The 20,618-nt window shown below is 56.2% G+C and carries 18 protein-coding genes, 1 tRNA gene and 2 pseudogenes; 10 read left to right on the top strand and 11 right to left on the bottom strand.

Translation table 11 applies throughout. The annotated features are described in order from the left end of the window. Positions 1-35 precede the first annotated feature (35 nt). From carB to H3U90_RS06335, 9 genes are all read right to left on the bottom strand, one after another. Positions 36-3,410, bottom strand: coding sequence for a carbamoyl-phosphate synthase large subunit (gene carB / locus H3U90_RS06375; protein ID WP_198177479.1), 3,375 nt, complete (start codon positions 3,408-3,410; stop codon positions 36-38). Further along, positions 3,403-4,632 carry a glutamine-hydrolyzing carbamoyl-phosphate synthase small subunit gene (gene carA / locus H3U90_RS06370; protein ID WP_198177478.1) on the bottom strand — a complete coding sequence of 410 codons (1,230 nt, stop codon included), beginning with the start codon at positions 4,630-4,632 and terminating at the stop codon, positions 3,403-3,405. The genes carB and carA overlap by 8 nt, the downstream gene beginning before the upstream one ends. A gap of 196 nt (positions 4,633-4,828) precedes the next feature. Further along, entirely contained in the window at positions 4,829-5,533 is a 705-nt protein-coding gene (nusB, locus tag H3U90_RS08470) for a transcription antitermination factor NusB (protein ID WP_198177477.1), read from the bottom strand. 22 nt (positions 5,534-5,555) lie between these two features. Beyond that, entirely contained in the window at positions 5,556-6,119 is a 564-nt protein-coding gene (gene efp, locus H3U90_RS06360) for an elongation factor P (RefSeq protein WP_101432622.1), read from the bottom strand. Between the two features lie 235 nt (positions 6,120-6,354). Further along, positions 6,355-7,554, bottom strand: a complete 1,200-nt coding sequence (tuf, locus tag H3U90_RS06355) for an elongation factor Tu (protein ID WP_015022138.1) — start codon at positions 7,552-7,554, stop codon at positions 6,355-6,357. A gap of 195 nt (positions 7,555-7,749) precedes the next feature. Further along, on the bottom strand, positions 7,750-9,876 hold the full coding sequence (gene fusA, locus H3U90_RS06350; RefSeq protein WP_045935561.1) for an elongation factor G: 2,127 nt from the start codon (positions 9,874-9,876) through the stop codon (positions 7,750-7,752). A 25-nt stretch (positions 9,877-9,901) separates the two neighbouring features. Beyond that, positions 9,902-10,372 carry a 30S ribosomal protein S7 gene (gene rpsG / locus H3U90_RS06345; protein ID WP_015022140.1) on the bottom strand — a complete coding sequence of 157 codons (471 nt, stop codon included), beginning with the start codon at positions 10,370-10,372 and terminating at the stop codon, positions 9,902-9,904. Between the two features lie 3 nt (positions 10,373-10,375). Then, positions 10,376-10,747 (bottom strand): 30S ribosomal protein S12, encoded by a 372-nt coding sequence (rpsL, locus tag H3U90_RS06340; RefSeq protein ID WP_198177476.1) that lies wholly within the window; start codon positions 10,745-10,747, stop codon positions 10,376-10,378. Positions 10,748-11,351: 604 nt separating this feature from the next. Next, positions 11,352-11,720, bottom strand: a complete 369-nt coding sequence (locus tag H3U90_RS06335; RefSeq protein WP_198177475.1) for a DUF488 domain-containing protein — start codon at positions 11,718-11,720, stop codon at positions 11,352-11,354. Positions 11,721-11,838: 118 nt separating this feature from the next. Between H3U90_RS06335 and H3U90_RS06330 the strand changes: the two genes are divergently transcribed. The 7 genes from H3U90_RS06330 (at position 11,839) to H3U90_RS08465 (ending at position 18,697) form a co-directional block, all read left to right on the top strand. After that, complete coding sequence (locus H3U90_RS06330) at positions 11,839-12,831, top strand: YwiC-like family protein (protein WP_198177474.1); 993 nt, start codon at positions 11,839-11,841, stop codon at positions 12,829-12,831. Further along, a complete protein-coding gene (locus H3U90_RS06325) occupies positions 12,828-13,403 on the top strand; it encodes a DNA-deoxyinosine glycosylase (RefSeq protein WP_198177473.1) in 576 nt (191 codons plus the stop codon). Before H3U90_RS06330 ends, H3U90_RS06325 begins: the two co-directional genes overlap by 4 nt. After that, complete coding sequence (locus H3U90_RS06320; RefSeq protein ID WP_198177472.1) at positions 13,393-13,851, top strand: ASCH domain-containing protein; 459 nt, start codon at positions 13,393-13,395, stop codon at positions 13,849-13,851. The genes H3U90_RS06325 and H3U90_RS06320 overlap by 11 nt, the downstream gene beginning before the upstream one ends. Before the next feature lie 120 nt (positions 13,852-13,971). Continuing rightward, positions 13,972-14,047 (top strand) — tRNA-His (locus H3U90_RS06315). 554 nt (positions 14,048-14,601) lie between these two features. After that, entirely contained in the window at positions 14,602-15,657 is a 1,056-nt protein-coding gene (locus tag H3U90_RS06310; protein ID WP_198177471.1) for an SMEK domain-containing protein, read from the top strand. A 2,441-nt stretch (positions 15,658-18,098) separates the two neighbouring features. Continuing rightward, a complete protein-coding gene (locus tag H3U90_RS06305) occupies positions 18,099-18,365 on the top strand; it encodes a DUF1643 domain-containing protein (protein ID WP_198177470.1) in 267 nt (88 codons plus the stop codon). Beyond that, entirely contained in the window at positions 18,308-18,697 is a 390-nt protein-coding gene (locus H3U90_RS08465) for a DUF1643 domain-containing protein (protein ID WP_198177635.1), read from the top strand. Before H3U90_RS06305 ends, H3U90_RS08465 begins: the two co-directional genes overlap by 58 nt. A gap of 353 nt (positions 18,698-19,050) precedes the next feature. Here the strand turns inward: H3U90_RS08465 and H3U90_RS08310 are convergent, their stop codons facing one another. Then, positions 19,051-19,194: a hypothetical protein gene (locus H3U90_RS08310; RefSeq protein WP_232340458.1), complete on the bottom strand. Its 144-nt coding sequence runs from the start codon at positions 19,192-19,194 to the stop codon at positions 19,051-19,053. Positions 19,195-19,269: 75 nt separating this feature from the next. Then, positions 19,270-19,338 (bottom strand): annotated as a pseudogene (locus H3U90_RS08460) (VOC family protein); the annotation flags it as partial. 449 nt (positions 19,339-19,787) lie between these two features. Between H3U90_RS08460 and H3U90_RS08305 the strand changes: the two are divergent. The 3 genes and pseudogenes from H3U90_RS08305 (at position 19,788) to H3U90_RS06285 (ending at position 20,551) form a co-directional block, all read left to right on the top strand. Next, positions 19,788-19,982 carry a carboxymuconolactone decarboxylase family protein gene (locus H3U90_RS08305; RefSeq protein WP_232340459.1) on the top strand — a complete coding sequence of 65 codons (195 nt, stop codon included), beginning with the start codon at positions 19,788-19,790 and terminating at the stop codon, positions 19,980-19,982. 13 nt (positions 19,983-19,995) lie between these two features. Next, positions 19,996-20,178, top strand: a pseudogene (locus tag H3U90_RS08455) (hypothetical protein); the annotation flags it as partial. Then, complete coding sequence (locus H3U90_RS06285; protein WP_415873744.1) at positions 20,090-20,551, top strand: NAD(P)H-dependent oxidoreductase; 462 nt, start codon at positions 20,090-20,092, stop codon at positions 20,549-20,551. The pseudogene H3U90_RS08455 and the gene H3U90_RS06285, both read left to right, overlap by 89 nt. Positions 20,552-20,618 lie beyond the last annotated feature (67 nt).

Here is a 20,618-nt window from a genome sequence, read left to right as displayed (position 1 = left end):
CGGACCGGAATATGGGTCAATCATATAGCCAGTACCTACCTGGCCTCCTCCAGCTCCAGCAGTCGGGCCGCGTGTTCCTGGATGCTCATGACCTCGTAGTCGTCCTTTTTGACCACGTCAATGGCCATCAGGGCGGCTGAGAATTCGGTGATGGTGGTGAACTGCGGCAGATCGGCGGCGATGGCGGCCACCCGGATCAGATAGCCATCGGAGCGCGAACCCCTGGAGCTGGGTGTGTTGAGGATCATGTCAATGGCCCCTTCCTCAATAAGCTGGACAGGATTGCGGCCCATGTGTTTGACCCCGTCCGAATCCGTGAAAGCCCGACCCTGCTCTTCGCCATCGCTGATCTTGTCTACAACGGCCACGTCGAAGCCGTACCGACGCAGGACAGAGGCCGTGCCACTGGTGGCGCAGATGCTGAAGCCCTGCTCCAGCAGACGGGCGGCCAGCATGGGCAGCTGGCGCTTGTCCGTGTCGTTGACCGACAGGAAGGCTACTCCACCGGTGGGCAATCCTCCCTGGTAGGCGGCCAGCTGGCTCTTGGCGAAGGCGTGCGGAAAGTCCCGATCGAAGCCCATGACCTCTCCGGTGGAGCGCATCTCCGGGCCCAGCAGGATGTCCACGGTCCGACCAACCGGTGTGCGGAAGCGCTTGAAGGGCAGAACCGACTCCTTGACAGCCACAGGCTGGCCGACGCGGACCATGCCACCGTCGCCGACAGGCAGGAGCAGACCATTGGCTCGTTGCTGGGCGATGGACTCCCCCACCATGATCCGTGCCGCGGCCTTGGCCAGTGCCGTACCCGTGGCCTTGGAGGCGAAGGGGACGGTCCGGGATGCGCGGGGATTGGCCTCGATCACATAGAGGGTGTTGGCCATGAAGGCATACTGAACGTTGATCAGTCCCTGGACCCCGCAGCCTTGGGCTATAGCCAGGGTGGCCTGCCGCAACCGATTGATCTGGTCGTCGGAGAGGGTCGAAGGCGGCAGGGTGCAGGCCGCATCACCGGAGTGGACCCCGGCCTCCTCCACATGCTCCATGATTCCGCCGATGTAGAGCTCCTGCCCGTCATAGAGGGCATCCACGTCTATTTCGATGGCGTCCTGGAGGAACTTGTCAATCAGCAGGGGCGAGGGCAGGCGGCCAGAGACCACCGTATCAGCCTTGGCCTCATCCAGGGCGCGATCCACGTAGGTGGCCAGCTGCTGGTCGTCGTAGACGATCTCCATACCTCGTCCGCCAAGCACGTAGGAGGGCCTGACCAGAACCGGGTAGCCGATGGCATGGGCTGCCTTCTTGGCCTCATCCAGAGAAAGGGCGGTGCCGTACCGTGGAGCGTTCAAGTGCTCCTTGCTGAGCACCTGACCGAAGAGCTCGCGGTTCTCGGCCAGGTCGATGGACTCGGGACTGGTGCCAAGGATGGGCACCCCGGCCGCCTTGAGCCTGGCAGCCAGAGAGAGGGGTGTCTGACCACCCAGCTGGACGATGACCCCTTTGACAGGTCCCATGGCCTTCTCGGCCCGGTAGATCTCCAGAACGTCCTCGAAGGTCAGCGGCTCGAAATAGAGCCTGTCCGACATGTCATAGTCGGTGGAGACCGTCTCTGGATTGCAATTGACCATGATGGTGTCATAGTCCTTGCCCAGCTCCTGGACGGCGTGTACGCAGGTGTAGTCGAACTCGACCCCCTGTCCGATCCGGTTGGGCCCCGAGCCCAGGATGATGACCGCCTCGCGTTGGCGGGGGCGCAGCTCGGACTCGTCGGCGTAGCAGGAGTAGTAGTAGGGCGTAACGGCATCGAACTCGGCTGCACAGGTGTCCACGGTCTTGTAGACAGGATGAAGACCGAAGGCCCAGCGCAGCTCCCTGACGACTGCCTCACCCTGGTCGCCCATGCCGCGCAGGTGGGCGATCTGCAGGTCGCTCAGTCCTGATTGCTTGGCCTGGCGCAGCAGGTCCTCGTCCAGGACCTCGGACTGGCGCACCTGAAGGGCCAGCTCGTTGATCATGCTGATCTGCTCCAGGAACCAGGGGTCGATCCTGGTGGCCTGGTGGACCTGCTCCACGGTAGCCCCTCCCCAGAAGGCCCGCTGAATCTGCAGGTAGCGATGCTCGGTGGGAGTATGCATGGCCTCCAGCAGCTGGTCGGTCTCGGCCTGGTCGGGCCGGGGGCCATCCCAAGAGAAGGTCATGTGCCGCTTGTCGATGGAGCGCATGGCCTTGCCCAGGGATTCGCGGAAGTTGCCGGCCAGGGCCATGGCCTCACCCACGGACTTCATCGAGGTGGTCAGGGTCGTATCCGCCCCGGGGAACTTCTCGAAGGTGAAACGCGGAATCTTGGTGACCACGTAGTCGATGGTCGGCTCGAAGGAGGCAGGGGTTGAACGGGTGATGTCGTTCTCGATCTCATCCAAGGTGTATCCCAGGGCCAGCTTGACCGCAATCTTGGCGATGGGGAAGCCGGTGGCCTTGGAAGCCAGGGCCGAAGACCGCGAAACACGTGGATTCATTTCAATGACGATGATCCGGCCGTTCTTGGGGTTGACAGCAAACTGGATGTTGCAGCCGCCCGTATCCACCCCCACGCCGCGGATGATGGCGATCCCGATGTCGCGCATGCGCTGATATTCCCGGTCGGTCAGGGTGAAGACCGGTGCCACGGTGATGGAGTCTCCGGTGTGCACGCCGACCGGGTCCACATTCTCGATGGGGCAGACCACAACCACATTGTCCAGGCGGTCACGCATGAGCTCCAGCTCATACTCCTTCCACCCCTCGATGCCCTCCTCCAGAAGGATCTCGTCGGTGGGCGAATAATGGATGCCCGCACCGGCGATCCGCCGCAGCTCCTCACGATCATGGGCGATCCCAGAGCCCAGGCCGCCCATGGTGAAGGAGGGACGAACAACCAGGGGGTAGCCCAATTCGCCGGCTACTGCTTCGGCATCATCCAGACTGTGGGCGATGCGGGACCTGGCCGACTCGGCACCGGCCTGGTCCACCACCTGTTTGAAGAGCTCACGGTCCTCTCCCCTGTCGATGGCCTCCAGCGAAGCGCCGATCAGCTCAACCCCGTAGCGCTCCAGCACGCCGGCCTTGCCCAGCTCCACGGCGGCATTCAGCGCAGTCTGGCCACCCAGGGTGGGCAGCAGCGCATCCGGCCGTTCCTTGGCGATGATCCGCTCCAGGAAGGGCAGGGCGATGGGCTCGATGTAGGTGGCATCGGCCATCTCGGGGTCCGTCATGATGGTGGCGGGATTGGAGTTGACCAGGATGACGCGAATCCCCTCTTCACGCAGCACCCGGCAGGCCTGGGTCCCCGAATAGTCGAACTCGGCCGCCTGCCCGATGACGATGGGTCCCGAGCCGATGACCATGACCGAATGGATGTCCTGCCGCTTAGGCATGTGCCTTCCCTTCCTTGGCGTCCTGCATCAAAGTGACGAACCTGTCAAACAGATAGGAGGCATCGTGCGGACCAGCCGCCGCCTCCGGATGGTACTGAACGGAGAAGGCCGGAATGTCCAGACACTCCAGACCCTCGACCACGCCGTCGTTGAGATCGACATGAGACACCCGGACACGGCCATATCGGCCTTCACCATACGGTGAGGGCACTGGTTCCCCCTTGGGTGCCTTGACTGCGAATCCGTGATTATGGGCGGTGATCTCAACCTTGCCAGTGCTGAGATCCATGACCGGCTGATTGATGCCGCGATGACCGAATTTCAGCTTATAGGTCTCGAAGCCCAGGGCACGGCCCAGAAGCTGGTTGCCCAGGCAGATGCCGAAGAATGGCAGTCCGGCATCCAAAACTTGCCTGAGGAGCGACACCTCCTCTTCTGCGGTTGATGGATCGCCTGGACCGTTGGAGAAGAAAACCCCGTCAGGCCGCAGGGCCTGTATCTGCTCGATGGTGGTGTCGACGGGGAGTACGTGGACCCTGCACCCGCGCTCAGCCAGCCTGTGAGGGGTCATGGACTTGATTCCCAAATCCACCGCCGCCACCGTGCAGACAGGCTCTCTCGCCTGACGGTCTCCCATTGGTTCGACGATATAGGACCTGTGCGTGCTGACCTCGCCGGTCAGATGGGACCCGCTCATCTTGGGAGCCGAACGGACCTGGTCAAGGAGTTCCTGCATGGTCCTGGGCCTGCCGCCGCCGTTGAGCATTGGGTCCGGGCCTGAAAAAATACCGGCCCGCATGACACCTGCAGAACGCAAGTGTCGCACGAGCCGGCGGGTGTCTATGTGACTGATACCGACGATGCCCTGATCGACCAGCTGGTCATGGAGACTGCCCCGAGCCCGCCAGTTGCTGACGTTGGGGCTGGGTTCCCGGACTACATACCCTGCCACCCAGATCCTGTCTGACTCCCCATCCTGGTCATTGACGCCGGTATTACCGATGTGGGGGAAGGTCTGCACAACGATCTGCCGAGCATAGCTGGGATCCGTCAGGGTTTCTTGATACCCAGTCATTCCGGTCGAGAAAACAATTTCACCTATGGTAGTGCCCACCGCTCCGAAGGCTCTCCCCGCATACACTTCCCCATCCTCAAGGATGAGCAAGGCACGATTGGAGAAACGGCTATCGGAGGTGATGGTGTTGGTGTCTTTCAGGTTCACCGAACCCCCTTGATTACCGCGGATATTCGCACCCATACTAATGACCCCCATGGATTATGCCGGCAGACCCAGCCAAAAAATGGTTGGTCAAATCTTGCAAAATAGACTGCTGGCCAACCTGTCTGAACATGGCAAAAGGCCGACCTGATGCCCTGATAGCTAACGGACATCGGTCGGCCTTTATCCGAATCATTGCTCAGTTGCCTGAAGGACGATCCACATCGGAGGTCAGTTCCTCCGGCAGGGTCAGTTTCAGCTGGTCCAAGCTGGGGGCCCACTGATCAACAGTATGGTCAGGAACCTGACCGGATTCCCCTCCTTCGGATCCACTCGCTGCCGATTCCGACTCGCTGTCAGCATGGGCGTCCTCGGAGGAAACGGGCTCGGAGGTTACGACCTCTGCTTTTGCTTTATCGGATTCATCATCCGAAACATCTGCATCGGCCTCGGCATCAGCCAGAGCAGCGATTTGATCGGCTTGCTCACGACGAGCCTGATGCTCATCCTTCTCCTGCTCCAGGGCGCTGAGAACGCCGTGAATGAAGGAGGGAGCATCGGCATCCGAAAGTGTCTTGGCCAAGGACAGGGCCTCATCGATGGCCACCTTGTCAGGAACCTCGGGGTTGTAGAGCATCTCCCAGGCGGCGATACGCAATATGTTGCGGTCGATGGCATGCATCCGGCTCAGCGGCCATCGGGTGGAATGGGTTTGCAAAGCCTCATCGATATCGCGACGATGATCTGCCACACCCTCGACGATGGTCACCGCATAAGCAGGCAGAGGTGTCTGAGCCCCCGGCCGAACCTTGCGCTCTTCCAGCAGGGAAAGGAAATCCTGGCTCTTCTCATCGGCCTCATACAGGGTGTTCAAGGCCCGCTTGCGGGCTGTGGAACGTGCCATGGATGTGTGATTTCCGCCTTGCTCAGTTCTCGCGGCCCAGGTAGGAGCCGTCGCGGGTGTCCACCTTGACCTTCTCGCCCTCGCCTACGAAGAGGGGCACCTGAATCTCGGCCCCTGTCTCCACAGTGGCGGGCTTGGTACCGGCGTTGGAGCGGTTGCCCTGGACGCCGGGCTCGGTTTCAGTCACGGTCAGCACCACGGATGCAGGCAGCTCCACGGACAGGGGGTTGCCGTCATGGAAGCTGATGATGCAGTCGGTGCCCTCAAGCAGGAAGCGCTCCTGATCGCCGACCAGGGCCTCGGGGATGTTGACCTGCTCGTAGGTGTTCATATCCATGAAGACGAAGGAGTCGCCATCCCGGTAGGAGTACTGCATGGTCCTATTGTCGACGGTCTCGAAGTCCATCTTCATGCCCGCGTTGAAGGTGCGGTCCACGATCTTGCCCGAGAGGACGTCCTTGATGGTCGTGCGCACAAAGGCGGGCCCCTTGCCCGGCTTGACGTGCTGGAACTTGATGACGGTCCAAAGCTTGCCGTCCAGGTTGATGACCGATCCGTTCTTGATGTCGTTGGAAGTCTGTGCCACCTTGATACCACCTCATTCTGATGAACGTTCCTTCGGAGGGCTCCTGGCCATCTGCCGAAAGCACCGGGCCACACAGGATCCGGCCCGCTCGCGATAAATCCTCGCCTATTATGCCACGGCGCATGAACACCGCGGCTGGTCCGGCGGCGAAGTCTGCCGGATATGGGCGGGGCCCGGAATCACAGGAAGGATTCCGGGCCCCGTCACGGATTGTGTCGACAAGCGACAGACAATCCTACTCGATGATCTTGGTGACTCGACCTGAGCCGACCGTGTGGCCGCCTTCACGAACAGCGAAGGTCAGGCCCTCCTCCATGGCGACGGGCTGGATCAGCTCGACGGAGAAGGTGGCGTGGTCGCCGGGCTGAACCATCTCCACGCCCTCGGGCAGGGTGATGACGCCGGTGACGTCGGTGGTCCGGAAGTAGAACTGCGGACGGTAGTTTGAGAAGAACGGCGAGTGGCGTCCACCCTCGTCCTTGGTCAGCACGTAGACCTCGCCCTCGAACTTGTGGTGAGGGGTCACGGTGCCGGGAGCAGCCACGACCTGGCCACGCTCGACGTCCTCACGGCCGATGCCGCGCAGCAGCAGACCAGTGTTGTCACCGGCCTCGGCCTCGTCCATCTGCTTGTGGAAGGTCTCGATGGAGGTGACGGTGGTGGACTGGGTGTCCCGCAGACCGACAATCTCTACGTTGGTGTTCACGGGCAGCTTGCCGCGCTCGACACGACCGGTCACCACGGTGCCACGGCCGGAGATGGTGAAGACATCCTCGATGGGCATCAGGAAGGGCTTGTCCAGGTCGTGGACCGGGGTGGGGATGTAGTCGTCGACGGCATCCATGAGGTCCTTGATGGTCTGAACCCACTTGTCGTGGTCAGGGGCATCGTCATGCAGGGCGCCGTAGGCGGAGGTGCGGATGACGGGGCAGTCGCGGTCGAAGCCGTTCTCGTCCAGCAGATCGCGGACTTCCTCCTCGACCAGCTCGATCAGCTCTTCGTCGTCGACCATGTCGCACTTGTTCAGGGCGACCAGGATCTTCGGCACACCGACCTGGCGGGCCAGCAGCACGTGCTCGCGAGTCTGGGCCATGGGGCCGTCGGTGGCGGCGACCACCAGGATGGCGCCATCCATCTGAGCAGCGCCGGTGATCATGTTCTTGACGAAGTCGGCGTGCCCGGGGCAGTCCACGTGGGCGTAATGGCGCTTGGCGGTCTGGTACTCGATGTGCGCGATGTTGATGGTGATGCCGCGCTCCTTCTCCTCAGGAGCAGCATCAATCTGAGCGAAATCGTACTCGGGGTTGACGTCCGGGTACTCCTCATGCAGCACCTTGGAGATGGCCGCGGTCAGGGTGGTCTTGCCGTGATCGACGTGGCCGATGGTGCCAATGTTAACGTGCGGCTTGGTCCGCTCGTACTTTTCCTTTGCCATTGTGTTTTGTCCTCCTGGACGTCTCGTAGGTTGCCTGCGCGAACCACGCACAGAGCACTCGCTACATATTACTGGGTTATCGGGTTCTTTGCCACTTTTGCCCTCCGCCCAGTCAGCGCTACAAGAGTGTAACGCCGACTTGTGACAGAAGAGCCTTTTTGCGCAGGCCCGCCGTGGCGGCGGACCGGACCGGCATTACTCGCCTCGCTGGGCCTTGATGATCTCGTCGCTGACGGTCTTGGGAACCTCAGCGTAGGAGTCCATCTGCATGGTGAACATTGCGCGGCCCTGGGTCTTGGACCTGAGGTCGCCGATGTAGCCGAACATCTCCGACAGGGGCACCTTGGCGTCGATGACCTTGACGCCGGTGGCGTCGGTCATGGACTGGATGGAGCCACGACGGGAGTTGATGTCGCCCATGACGTCGCCCATGTACTCCTCGGGAGTACGGACCTCGACGGCCATGATGGGCTCGAGGATGACGGGCTTGGCCTTGGGAGCGGCCTCCTTGAAGCACATGGAGCCGGCGATCTTGAAGGCCATCTCCGAAGAGTCGACCTCGTGGATCTGGCCATCGGTCAGGGTCGCCTTGACGCCCACGACCGGGAAGCCTGCCAGCACGCCGGACTCCATGGCCTCCTGCACGCCCGCATCGACCGAGGGGATGAACTCCTTGGTGATGTGGCCGCCGGTGACCTTGTTCTCGAAGATGTAGGATTCGCCCTCGGAAGTGTCCAGGGGCTCGAAGTTCATGAGCACCTTGGCGAACTGGCCGGAACCACCGGTCTGCTTCTTGTGGGTGTACTCCTGGTTCATGACGGGCTTGCGGATGGTCTCGCGGTAAGCCACCTGGGGCTTGCCCACGTTGCACTCCACATGGAACTCGCGGCGCATGCGGTCCACCAGGATATCCAGCTGGAGCTCACCCATGCCGGAGATCAGGGTCTGGCCGGACTCCTCGTCGGTCTTGACCTGGAAGGTGGGATCCTCCTCGGAGAGCTTCTGCAGGGCGATGCCCATCTTCTCCTGGTCGGCCTTGGTCTTGGGCTCCACGGCGACCTCGATCACAGGATCGGGGAAGGTCATGGATTCCAGCACCAGCGGTGCCTTCTCGTCGCACAGGGTGTCACCGGTGGTGACGTTCTTGAGCCCGACGAAGGCGTAGATGTTGCCGGCGATGGCCTCGTCGACCGGATTCTCCTTGTTGGAGTGCATCTGGAAGAGCTTGCCGACGCGCTCCTTCTTGTCCTTGGTGGAGTCCAGGACCGTTTCGCCCTGGGCCACCTTGCCGGAGTAGACACGTACGTAGATCAGCTTGCCGTAGAAGGGGTGGGTGGCCACCTTGAAGGCCAGGGCCGAGAAGGGCTCGTCCACGGTGGGCTTGCGGTCGATCTCGACGGACTCGTCGCCGATCTTGTAGCCCTTGATGGCCGGCACGTCCTCGGGGCTGGGCAGGTAGTCCACGACCGCGTCCAGCATGGGCTGCACGCCCTTGTCCTTGAAGGCGGATCCGCAGAAGACCGGGAAGGCCGACTGCTCGATGGTCATCTTGCGCACAGCGCTGCGGATCTCCTGCTGGGAGATCTCCTCGCCGCCCAGGTACTTCTCCAGCAGATCCTCGTCCGACTCGGCCACGGCCTCGAGCAGCTCGGTGTGGTACTGCTCGGCCTTGTCCTTGAGGTCGTCGGGGATGTCGATGGTGTCGTACTTGGCGCCCAAATCGGCCTCGTCCTTCCAGTAGTAGGCCACCATGCGCACCAGGTCGACCACGCCGTGGAAGTCGCTCTCAGCGCCGATGGGCAGCTGCATGACTAGTGGCTTGACACCCAGCTTGTCCTTGATGGTGTCCACCGAGTAGTAGAAGTCGGCGCCCAGCTTGTCCATCTTGTTGATGAAGCAGATGCGGGGCACGCCATACTTGTCGGCCTGACGCCAGACGGTCTCGGACTGGGGCTCCACACCCTCCTTGCCGTCGAACACCGCCACAGCGCCATCGAGCACGCGCAGGGAGCGCTCCACCTCGGCGGTGAAGTCCACGTGGCCGGGGGTGTCGATGATGTTGATCTGGTAGCGGTCCTCAGGATCATGGGACTGGCGGTTCCAGAAGGCCGTGATGGCGGCGGAAGTGATCGTGATGCCACGTTCCTTCTCCTGGTCCATCCAGTCCATGGTGGAGGCGCCGTCGTGGGTCTCGCCGATCTTGTAGTTGACGCCGGTGTAGTAGAGGATACGCTCGGTCGTCGTTGTCTTGCCGGCATCGATGTGGGCCATGATGCCGATGTTGCGGACCTTGGTCAGGTCCGTGAGCACGTCTTGTGCCATAATTCCTTGTTCTCGCTCTCTTGGATTACCAGCGATAGTGGGCGAACGCCTTGTTGGCCTCGGCCATCTTGTGGGTGTCCTCGCGGCGCTTGACCGCGGCACCCAGGCCGTTGGAGGCATCAAGGATCTCGTTGGCCAGCCGCTCCGACATGGTCTTCTCACGACGGGCGCGGCTGTAATCGGTCAGCCACCGCAACGAGAGCGTATTGGCGCGGTTCGGCTTGACCTCGACGGGGACCTGGTAGGTGGCGCCGCCGACACGACGGCTGCGGACCTCCAGGCTGGGACGAATGTTGTCCAAGGCGCGCTTGAGCACGGCCACAGGCTCCTGGTCGGTCTTCTCCTTGACCTGCTCCAGGGCGGTGTAGACGATGTTCTCGGCGATGGACTTCTTGCCGTCCAGCAGGATCTTGTTGATCAGCTGGGCCACCACGGTGGAACCGTAGATGGGATCGGGCAGGAGCTGGTGCTTTTTAGCTGGTCCTTTGCGTGACATGTGTTACTTGGCCTTCTTTGCTCCGTACAGGGAACGGCCCTGCTTGCGATCCTTGACTCCCTGGGTATCCAGCGCTCCGCGCACGATGTGGTAGCGCACGCCGGGCAGATCCTTGACACGTCCGCCGCGCACCAGCACGATGGAGTGCTCCTGCAGGTTGTGTCCCTCTCCGGGGATGTAGGCGGAAACTTCAATGCCGGAGCTCAGACGGACACGGGCAACCTTCCGCAGAGCCGAGTTCGGCTTCCTGGGGGTGGTGGTGTAGACACGGGTGCACACGCCGCGACGCAGCGGGCTGCCCTTGAGTGCCAAAGTCTTCGACTTGCGAGGCTTGGCCTTGCGCCCTTTGCGGACGAGCTGTTCAATTGTTGGCAACTGACTCTCTCCGATTCCTTCGATGAACTTGTCTTCGTTTGCACTGCGAGACCGCCGCACCGCAGCCGCAGTCGCTCCCAGGAGGAGAGATCAGCCACTGTCCACCGGCCCGATGGCCCCTGATCCTCCTGCCGGGCATTGCTGCCTGCACTCTTCGGATTCGGGGATATCCCGACAAGCTCACCTGTGACATAAGGCGTGCTGTCGGCACACACGTTGGAAAGTATATCACCCGGGCGGACATGGCCACGTTTTGCACTTGGAAGTATGCTCTGGGCTTTGCTCACTGTGGTACCGCACCGGAACCGTCAATAGGAAAGGCTTGGAAGAGATCTGTAACAAATCCTTACGCATACCCGTATTCATGGATTCGCATACTTGTATCCATAGCTTAATAATCGGGTATCCACCTATAACAGCTCCCTAGTATATAGGTGTCTATATAGGTGTGGTTTCTATATAGGTGTCGGAAAATACATAGCTCAATCAGTAAATATCGATGCCGGAAACATAGCTGCCGGTGTCCGGGGACGTAAGTGTCGGCATCCGATGACACAAATGTTATTGTCCGGTTGTGATCTGGAATTCGTGGATGGCCAGCCGTCTACCTGTCTTCCTTCTCAAGAGCCTGCCGAATATAGTCGCGCAGGATCAGGGCATGGTTGACGGCTGGATTCTTGGCCGCATATACCAGTGTCGTCCGATCGTGTTCGCGCACAATGCTCAACAGATCCTCCAAGGCAGGATTGTCATCCAGCTCAGTACGGTACCGGCGGGCGAAGTCCTCGAAGCGGTCAGGATCATGGTGCCACCAGCGTCGCAGGTCCGGACTGGGTGCGACATCCTTGAGCCAGCCGGACAGCGCTGCCCGCTCCTTGCTGACGCCACGTGGCCAAAGCCTGTCGACCAGGATGCGGACCCCGTCCTCGTCGGCGGCCTGCTCGTATACGCGCTTGATATCCACCTGACCCATCATCTACCTCCTGAAACCAGGAACCCGAGTGATTCATATCTCCTTGGACCATGATATTGACCGAATCGGCATTACGGAAGAGGCAGTGACAGCCATACCGGGGCGTAGGCTGATGAGTATGCTTACAGACGCAGACAAGGGCAAGGCCGCCGGGTCGAACGGCAGCAGACCAAACCCTCAAGCCCGCAAATCGGCAGAATCGACCGGATCAGGATCCAAGGGACGACAGTGGCGGCGGCTATGGATACCCGACCAGATAGGCGGCTGGGCCATGGCCTTGATGCCGGGCCTAGCCGGTCTGCTGATCGGAGGCCCGACCTGGAGGGGTCTGCTGCTCATGGTCGCCTGGGCCTTCTGCTACTGCTTTGAGTTCACCGGCTCGCGATGGATGGTCTCGCACCGGGCTGCCAGATTCGCACCACCAGCTCTGGGTTACGCCCTGCTCACGGCCGTGACCGGACTGATCCTATTGGTCGGCACCCCTGGGCTTCTGCGATGGGCCCCGCTCTACCTGGTGCTGGGCGTGCTGAACTTTGCCGCCGCCTGGATGCGTGCAGAGCGCTCCTGGTGGAACGATACGGTAGTCGTGATTGCGGCCTGCACGCTCTGTCTGATCGCTGTCTCCCTGGGGTCACGATTCCAGAAGCCCGGACCAGGACTGGAAGGTGCCAACGCCGGCTACTTCGGGTGCCAGCCGAATCCTGCTGTGGACTGCTTCGCCAGCGGATTCCTGCCAAGCGCCGCCCTGCCATCGATCGGAGTCGTCAGTGCAGCTGTATTCGCTGTGACCCAGTTCGGTTCGGTCATCTTCGTCAAGACCATGATCCGCGAGCGCGGCAAGACCTGGTGCTACCTGCTTTCACTGGCTTGGAACCTGGCCCTCTGCCTGATCGGGGTCGCCATGGTACGCACCGCAGGATGGTGGCCTCTGTTGACCGCTCTGGTTCTGTTGGTGCGCGCGGCCCTGCTGCCTGCCATCTCCCGTCGGCGCCGCATTCCCATTCTGTATGTGGGCCTGGTTGAATGCGCAACCAGCCTCCTGGTCTTCATTCTGGTGATTGCCCAGGCTGACGTGATGACCGCGTCTCTGACAAGCCTGCTTGGCGCATGACTGCAGGTTCCGTCACACACGTCACCCACGGGTTCGGACCAGTCTGGGATGACCGGTCCCGTGTGCTGATCCTGGGATCCATTCCCAGCCCAAGTTCGCGTGAAGCCGGCTTCTACTACATGTTTCCGCACAACCGCTTCTGGCCCGTGCTGGCTGCACTCTTCGACCAGCCTGTTCCAGGGCCTGATCCGGCTGTCCGCGCTAGGTTTGCCCTCAATCATTGCATAGCACTCTGGGATGTCATCCAGGAATGCGACATCCACGGTGCCTCCGACGCTTCAATAACCAATGTCGTGCCGACTGACATCGCTGGCTTGCTGGACCGTGTGCCCATCGGCACCATATTCACCACAGGACGCAAAGCCGGCCAGCTTTACCGCCGCTACTGCCTGCCGATCCTGCAGGAGAGGGGATATCGACCGACGATGATCAATCTGCCATCCACCAGTCCCGCCAACGCCGCTATGAGCCTGGCCGATCTGATCAAGGCCTACCGACCCATAAGAAAAGTGCTCGACGACAAAAAGCCCAAGCTTGATAGGCAAGACAATCGCAACGACTATGACAAATAGGCAAATACCAACGGTCAAAGCCCAAGATGTTGCGAACCTTCCCAAGGATGAATTCGCCTTCCCCGGTCCAGAACGCGATTGCCTGGTGGAAGCGATCCTGGAGGGGCGCAAAACTACTACGACCAGCCTGATGGCAGAGTTCATTCATGATCATGAGCCACTCCCCTCCGCCGGACGACGAACGCTTCTGTTGAACTCAGATGACCAGCCTCTTGCCGTCCTCAGATATGACTCGGTGAGCGTGACCCGACTCGGCCTGGTCACGCTGCAGCATGTTCTGAATGAAGGAGAAGACTATAAAAGCCTTCCTGAGTGGCGCCAGGCTCATGAGTCCTTCTGGACCTCAGAGAACATGCGACAGGCACTGGGAGATCCGGACTTCAATGTCGACGACCAGACCCTGGTGGTACTGGAGACTTTTTATGTAGAGGCCATGGTCGTGAACTGAAGGCCCAAAGACAAAGCACTGTCTTTAGGCATGGGTCATATTTCACCGGCGTGCCATGTCATGCCATCGTGTATAGTTTCATCTGTTGCATTGATCCGCGATACGGGTTGATTCACCATGGTGGCTATAGCTCAGTCGGTAGAGCACCTGATTGTGGTTCAGGAGGTCGCGCGTTCGAGCCGCGTTAGCCACCCCATCTCCAACCTCTACTCTCCCAACAGTTTAGTAGTTTTTCATTTTTTAATTTGAACACACAAAACTAAAATGTGTTTATCCCATGCTTCAACGAGACAAAACAGTAAGCGCGTAACGTGAAGTCACGATGCTTACGCCTGATATTCCCATTCTCGCACCCTCCCCTACCCAGGCGGATAACAGCTGTATCAGCCTTAGCCTCGGCCTTTTGCGTGTCCAACTACGGGCGCCGACTCAGTTGCGGAGGCGGAGCCTTGCAGCTGGTCAATGATCCGGTTTTGCGCCGCTCCGAGAGGTTCTTGCCTCTCAGGCGGCGCTCACAGGACTCGCTGTAGTCTTAGAGACCTCGGTATCGCATGGACGCATCAGCAGAATCGTCATCATTCAAGATACAGGTGCGTTTAGCAGGATGCGGCTGCAATTAACCTGTCTCCGCTTCAGGCTAACCTCGTAGAACCGAATGGGGTGCAACAATTATCTCGCCACTCGAGACTTGCTATAGCGTCCATTGTCATTTTAAGTCACAATCGTAATTGATGTGCATACTATATAAATATGGATAATATACCCCTTACTGCACAACTACAACTGATTCAGTTAGACATGGCGACACTCGGAGCTGCAGCAAAAATTGGAGTGATGAACGGTCGCAGCGATATAACTCACAACTGTGAAACTTTTTATCGGGAAATTGCCGGTCTAGCTTTCAATATCGAAGTTGACAATGCAAATAAGAAAGCAATAAACAAACCAGGCTATGACTTACGTGATGACGAAAATCATATTCTTATTCAAATAACTGCTAATAAAAATATAAAGGAAAAAATATCAAATACAAAAAGGCAGATTGAAAAACTGAAGCAAAGCGGTGACTGTGACGGATACACAACATACATCATATTTATATCAGAGTTCTCTAATCTTCAAGGAAAATACGATGAAACTAAATTGAAAATTTTTTCACAGGCTGATATATTCCGTAAAATTGAAGTAGATGCCAAACCTTGTGACAAAAGGATATCTGAAGTAGAACTTTATTTAAATGGATGTATCAATACAATAAGAACGCAGATAACAAATAGTTGGAGGATGGCAGAAGAAAACAAACCAATGTCCCTAACGAAAGATTCTGAAGTGTTTAAAAAAATATTTAAGTTGAACAGTCAGAATCCCAATCATCCCCTGGATGATACGCAACTTGAAGTAACACTTGATAATATAAACAATTTTCAGAATTACTGGTGGGGTCAGACTGAACAAACCAGACAAGTTATTTCCTGTTTATATGATCACGGCAATGACAGCCCTTCTGCCTGGCAACTTGACGTTCGTCCGCCTTATTTTACATATAAGACCTTGGACAAAGTGACTGAATTGATTTATCATGACACGGCACAGCAACATCAGAGAAAAATCGGACAAATTGTCATGCAATCGGGAATCACAAGTTTCTACCCCGAAGGCGAGGCAGGAGATGGTGATACTCCGTTCGGCTTCCATGAGTCAGCTGATGATGAAGCTAATGGACTTTTCGATCTCCAGCAATTCTTTACGCAAAAATCAATATCAAAGTTTCTTGAAACTTGTGATTTTGAAGACTTGCTTATGTAGCTGGTTTTGGTTTGCCTTACTACCATGGTCACAGTTATGAGCACACTCCACTATTGAGGAAGATGACGATACCTCGCATGTAGCCACCCACAAGCTGGTCCGACGGCATCAACAAAGGCAGCCAGTGCAGGCTGTAACGCTAGTCCGGCCCAATTGATCGCTTGAGAGAACTTATCCGGCAGCCAGTATGCTGGGTTGTCGGAGTGCTCTTACTCCCACGCTACAGATGGTATGGATGGTGAGCCAGTTGGTGTGCTGCTCATTGTTTGCCTTCCTCGTTGACGATGATGTGTAGCTGGCCGATCTTGTTTTTGACGGCTTCTGCACGGTAGATTCAATGTCAGCAGGGTTATACCTACTGCTTTGGCTAGGATCTCGATAGCGGTGGCTTGAGCGGTAATAATTGTTTCCAACACTACCGTATCATAAAGAGATTGAGTCACATTATCGTAAATGTTGCGCCTGTCGTTGCCTTTCGTCTCATATAAGTCTTGTGCTGCGGATGTGTTCTCGTTTCATTCATACCCCAAGCAGCAATTCCACGAAAAGTTCTAATACTGAATGATGTTAGTTCCCCCGTCGGTTTTGATCACCAGAGTTACCGTATGCTGTGCCTTACTCACTCTCATAGGTTTGAGCCAGACGGCCCCTGCAGACATACACGGCCAACATGATCCGCTTCATTGAACAAAATGTCTCACGGCGGGAAGTTCCTATCATTAGGCAGACGCACCCAGCCATGAACCGCCAGATTCGCGCTCAGGTTACCTGTATGGGTAGCGTCACTGGCGTAGAAGTTAGCATCTTATGCAGATTTCTGATCACCAGCGAACTACAGTCGCAATCATTGCCAAATTGATAGAAGTTCAACCGGCCAGATTGGCTGTAACCTATATTGGCGAGATTACACCAGTAGCACATCCGATTTACAACACTTGCACGCTAGCCGCGAGCATCACCACCCTCCCAGAGCTTGCTTCGTCTGGCTGTGGCGTAACCTCCCGTGCGATATTTACTAGCGGCACGCTATCAACTTGCAGCTGGCGTACAGGTTGATTACCGATGTTCATGTTCGCGCACTTCAAGGCATATAACCATTCATCAGGATGTTGCACGTGACAAAAACAACAATTCTTGGACGGGGAGTCCATGAGCTCCTGATACAAGTGAGTGCCAGTGTCGTTACCACCTATAGCATAATTGCTTCATGCACTTAATTAGCTTCATCTTTAGTCGCAATCGACACAGGGCTGGACTGCTTCACATAGCGATGATGTAACGCCGCCAGCTCACCCTTCTTGAGCACCCGCATCCCCTCCTCCATAGCCGAAGTACGATCGGACTGCTGTTAAGCTTGCCATTGAACTTTCAACTCTATTTACTACCTGTTATTGCAAGTACCTCACTATGAGGTAAACCACGCCATTAATTACAGATACGCTTATACATTCACACACGATAACTGTTATCTCTTTTATATGAATAGCTGCCAATCGGTCATGAATGCATACTGGTAAAAGCTTCCCCTTAATTCTCGGATCGTTGAGACAAACGTAAATAGCTCCACCACTCATCTCAAAATCTCCGTGGCACCTGTTGTACGCAGTATGATCTGATACTGACCTTTTGGCAGGAAAATATGACATGAACTCCCATAATTATCAATCTGCTGAACGGGAGTAGCGCTACTACTCACCACTTGACCAACAATAAGAGCACCATCACTAAGTACAGTGAGTAGAAGACAACATTCTTTCGGCCCTCGCAAACGTCCCCTTCAATCAACCGTGTACTATTCACCTTGACCAGAACCGAACACTATCACTGAGCCAGCAGCCTCACGCTGCCACTGACCAGCAGCATACCCAGGCCTATTTATCCAAGCAAAACCCATCGAAACGCACAACGAGACGGCACATAAATCGACCGGCCCACAACATGATCCCCGCCACCGACCGTGACCAAGCAACAAGTAAATCCGACAAATTCACATTGTAGGAGGCTGATTGCACCTTTCAGCATCTGAACGACTAGTGAGCCTTGACCTTTTATTTCTAGCATCGCTTCACCGGGGCTGTTCATAGCCTTCCACACATATGGTGTGTTTTCTACGGAGCCCGGATTTCTCCATAAATCCGATGATAGTATGTTGAGTCACGAAGCCAGCAAGCAAGACGCTGACGCTGCTGAAGACATCTACAGGCACAAAGCCAAGTCTCCAACATCCTCTTATCCTGATCCAGAAGGTCGCGTGCTCGAACCTCATTAACCACCTCACATCAAACCCTTACTTCCGACTTGCTTTACAGTTCGTTAAATGAGAACTTACTCTTTAGAGCTAAGATTACGAGTTAAAAATAAAGACTAAAATAAAAGAGTTCTTTCATTCACTATGACATATTTACGCAACAGCCAAGTTGTAAATTTGAAAAGGAGGAATTATGAGAGATTTGACCTCTTCACTTCCTACGCTTACTGAAAATATGAGGCAGACTGCTGTTTTTAACGATACCAATCCTAAAAAAAGAACCCACCGTTACCTGCTAACCAGGGAATGGAAAACTGGTGTTGAAAAACCAAATCTGGCATGCTTCATCATGCAGAACCCTTCAAAGGGTGACGAGTATGTTGACGATCCGGCAATAGATGCCTGTATAAAACTTATTCATGGGGAAAAGATGATAATAATAAACCGTATGACGGTATAGTTATTCTCAATTTATATGCTTTTATTGACTCCAACTCACACAAAATTATCGAAAGGTCATACATAGATGCAGTAGGCCCTGAAAACGACATAATTATACAAGATGTGGTTCAGCAATACCCAAACAACATAATCGTCGCATGGGGAGCAGGAGGAGAAGAGTTTTTGCCTGGATTCAGGAAAAGAATTGAAAGCGTTTTGTATCTCCTCCCCAAGGAAGGGCTTCACTGTTTAGGCGTCACTTACAAAGGAAAACAACGTTACCCCAGATACCCTCACCCAAGGAATCCAAAGGATTTGGATAAATTGAAGATACAACCTTGGATAATGTAGCAATAGATCTCAAAACTCTCAACATTGCTATAAGCATGGGGCTCACCCCTTGCTTTATCGCTGGTTCTTATTGCTGTTTATTTATACCTATATCAAATAAATTATGATCTCATCGTTCTAACAAAGAAGTGTTTTTCTGAAATCCGATGTATTTACCACGCTGTATCAGTTCTTGAAGTAAGTGCAAATTTTGCTAACTTGACACAACTCACACAGGTCAGTGAAGTTCATATTGAAGTGAGGTACTTTCTGGGGGAGAGGGCAATTGAGAGGTTGGGATTGATATCCTCATAAAAACGTTTTATCAACCATCCCGCTTAGAACAAGCATTAGTAAATGGCTGGTATTCCATATCAGTCCTGGTCGTATCTGGAAAGCTCGATCAGGTTCCTATCGGGGTCCCTGACGTACACCGAGGTGATGGCCCCATGCGCACCAGTCTGATTGACCGGACCCAGACAGTTGACATGACGCTCATGACGCGGCAACCACATCATCCAGCGAATCCTCCATAAGCAGACACAAGTCAGCCGAGCCGGGCGTAGGCCTATTCGCCTTGGGATCAATCTCATGGCCAGCACATCACGGTAAAACGCGCAGGTCGCATCGACATCCCGCACCGTGATGACCAGATGGTCCAAACCAGTGATTCTCAAGAGCTCAACTCCTATCGCCTAATAACTCAAAAGACAGCCTAAGCGAGCGCATGCGAAAAAATGCCTTGCGGCCAGCAGAGAAGGCGACCCATAGTCACAACAGACAACACACCTGCCAGAGCCAAGAAGAAACCAATCGGATGAAAGCTCGGCAATGGACCCATGCAAAAACCGAATACCAACATATAAGCAATCGGCATTATACATACCATTTCGAGGGCCATAAACTATTGCCGTTCGCATCCAAGACAGCAGCGAACCTGCGTCTTGGGCGATCATACGGTCAATGAGGAAGGGAACATCATGGCCACAAAGCAAACAGCAAGAAGAGAGCAATTGGGCGAATTCGCGCCTCAGTTCGCAACTCTGAATGACGATGTTCTATCGGCGAAGTCTGGGCTGATGAACAAGCACTGTCCGCGCACGACAGAAGCATGATCACCATAGCCGCATTAATTGCCATGGGTAGCACAGAACAGCTCGACGTTCACCTGAACATCGAGAAAAAGAACGGCATCACCAAGGACGAAATAGCAGCCGAAATTACCCATCTGGCCTTCTACGCAGGCTGGCCGAAGGCCTGGTCGGCTTTCAACCGCGCCAAGCAAATCTGGCAAAATGATGACTGAAGGAGAATAAGGCATGAAGCAAAACGCCAAGACGGCAGTCCTGGTCTTCCACTCCCATATGGAAGCCTCACGGATCAATGCCCGCCTGATGCGGGAAGCCAAGGGACATGAGGATAAGGGTATCCTGGTCCGGGACGAATATGCTGCCTTGCGCTCAAATCAGATCGACATCCCTAGTGAGCAAGCATTCGTCAAAGGCTGTGACCGTCTGGTATGGCAGTTTCCCATGTATTGGTACAGCTTGTCCTCCGCTGCTCAAGGAGTGGGAAGACCTGGTACTTACCTACGGATGGGCCTACGGTACCCACGGCAATGCCCTGAAAGGCAAGGAACTCATGCTCGCCGTCTCGGTCGGCTCTGCCGGAGAGAACTATCACCATGAGGGCGAATTCGGCTATACGGTGGACGAGCTCCTGGCTCCGTTCAAAGCTACCAGCAATCTCATTGGAACCGTCTATCGGAAGCCCTTTATTCTGACCGGCGTTAGCTCAGGTATGAGCGATCAGAGCCTGGAAAAGGCAGCCAAAGATTACTTGAGCTGTCTGCAAGGCGACTGGCCGGCACAATAGGCGCATGCGCATGAAGAGCCTCAGCAAGAATCCCTAATATTAAGACGAGGGCATCCACACAGGAATC

The sequence above is a fragment of the Bifidobacterium sp. W8103 genome, from assembly GCF_016100775.1.
Lineage (GTDB): Bacteria > Actinomycetota > Actinomycetes > Actinomycetales > Bifidobacteriaceae > Bombiscardovia > Bombiscardovia choladohabitans.
This window is presented reverse-complemented; position numbering and strand designations above follow the sequence as displayed.

What these genes read in the sequence shown, in the direction of transcription:
- carB (WP_198177479.1), bottom strand. Translation starts at nt 3,410, where the DNA reads ATGCCTAAGCGGCAGGACATCCATTCGGTCATGGTCATCGGCTCGGGA.
- nusB (WP_198177477.1), bottom strand. Translation starts at nt 5,533, where the DNA reads ATGGCACGTTCCACAGCCCGCAAGCGGGCCTTGAACACCCTGTATGAG.
- tuf (WP_015022138.1), bottom strand. Translation starts at nt 7,554, where the DNA reads ATGGCAAAGGAAAAGTACGAGCGGACCAAGCCGCACGTTAACATTGGC.
- fusA (WP_045935561.1), bottom strand. Translation starts at nt 9,876, where the DNA reads ATGGCACAAGACGTGCTCACGGACCTGACCAAGGTCCGCAACATCGGC.
- rpsG (WP_015022140.1), bottom strand. Translation starts at nt 10,372, where the DNA reads ATGTCACGCAAAGGACCAGCTAAAAAGCACCAGCTCCTGCCCGATCCC.
- H3U90_RS06335 (WP_198177475.1), bottom strand. Translation starts at nt 11,720, where the DNA reads ATGGGTCAGGTGGATATCAAGCGCGTATACGAGCAGGCCGCCGACGAG.
- H3U90_RS06330 (WP_198177474.1), top strand. Translation starts at nt 11,839, where the DNA reads ATGCTTACAGACGCAGACAAGGGCAAGGCCGCCGGGTCGAACGGCAGC.
- H3U90_RS06325 (WP_198177473.1), top strand. Translation starts at nt 12,828, where the DNA reads ATGACTGCAGGTTCCGTCACACACGTCACCCACGGGTTCGGACCAGTC.
- H3U90_RS06320 (WP_198177472.1), top strand. Translation starts at nt 13,393, where the DNA reads ATGACAAATAGGCAAATACCAACGGTCAAAGCCCAAGATGTTGCGAAC.
- H3U90_RS06310 (WP_198177471.1), top strand. Translation starts at nt 14,602, where the DNA reads ATGGATAATATACCCCTTACTGCACAACTACAACTGATTCAGTTAGAC.
- H3U90_RS06305 (WP_198177470.1), top strand. Translation starts at nt 18,099, where the DNA reads ATGAGAGATTTGACCTCTTCACTTCCTACGCTTACTGAAAATATGAGG.
- H3U90_RS08310 (WP_232340458.1), bottom strand. Translation starts at nt 19,194, where the DNA reads ATGATGTGGTTGCCGCGTCATGAGCGTCATGTCAACTGTCTGGGTCCG.
- H3U90_RS08305 (WP_232340459.1), top strand. Translation starts at nt 19,788, where the DNA reads ATGATCACCATAGCCGCATTAATTGCCATGGGTAGCACAGAACAGCTC.
- H3U90_RS06285 (WP_415873744.1), top strand. Translation starts at nt 20,090, where the DNA reads ATGAGGATAAGGGTATCCTGGTCCGGGACGAATATGCTGCCTTGCGCT.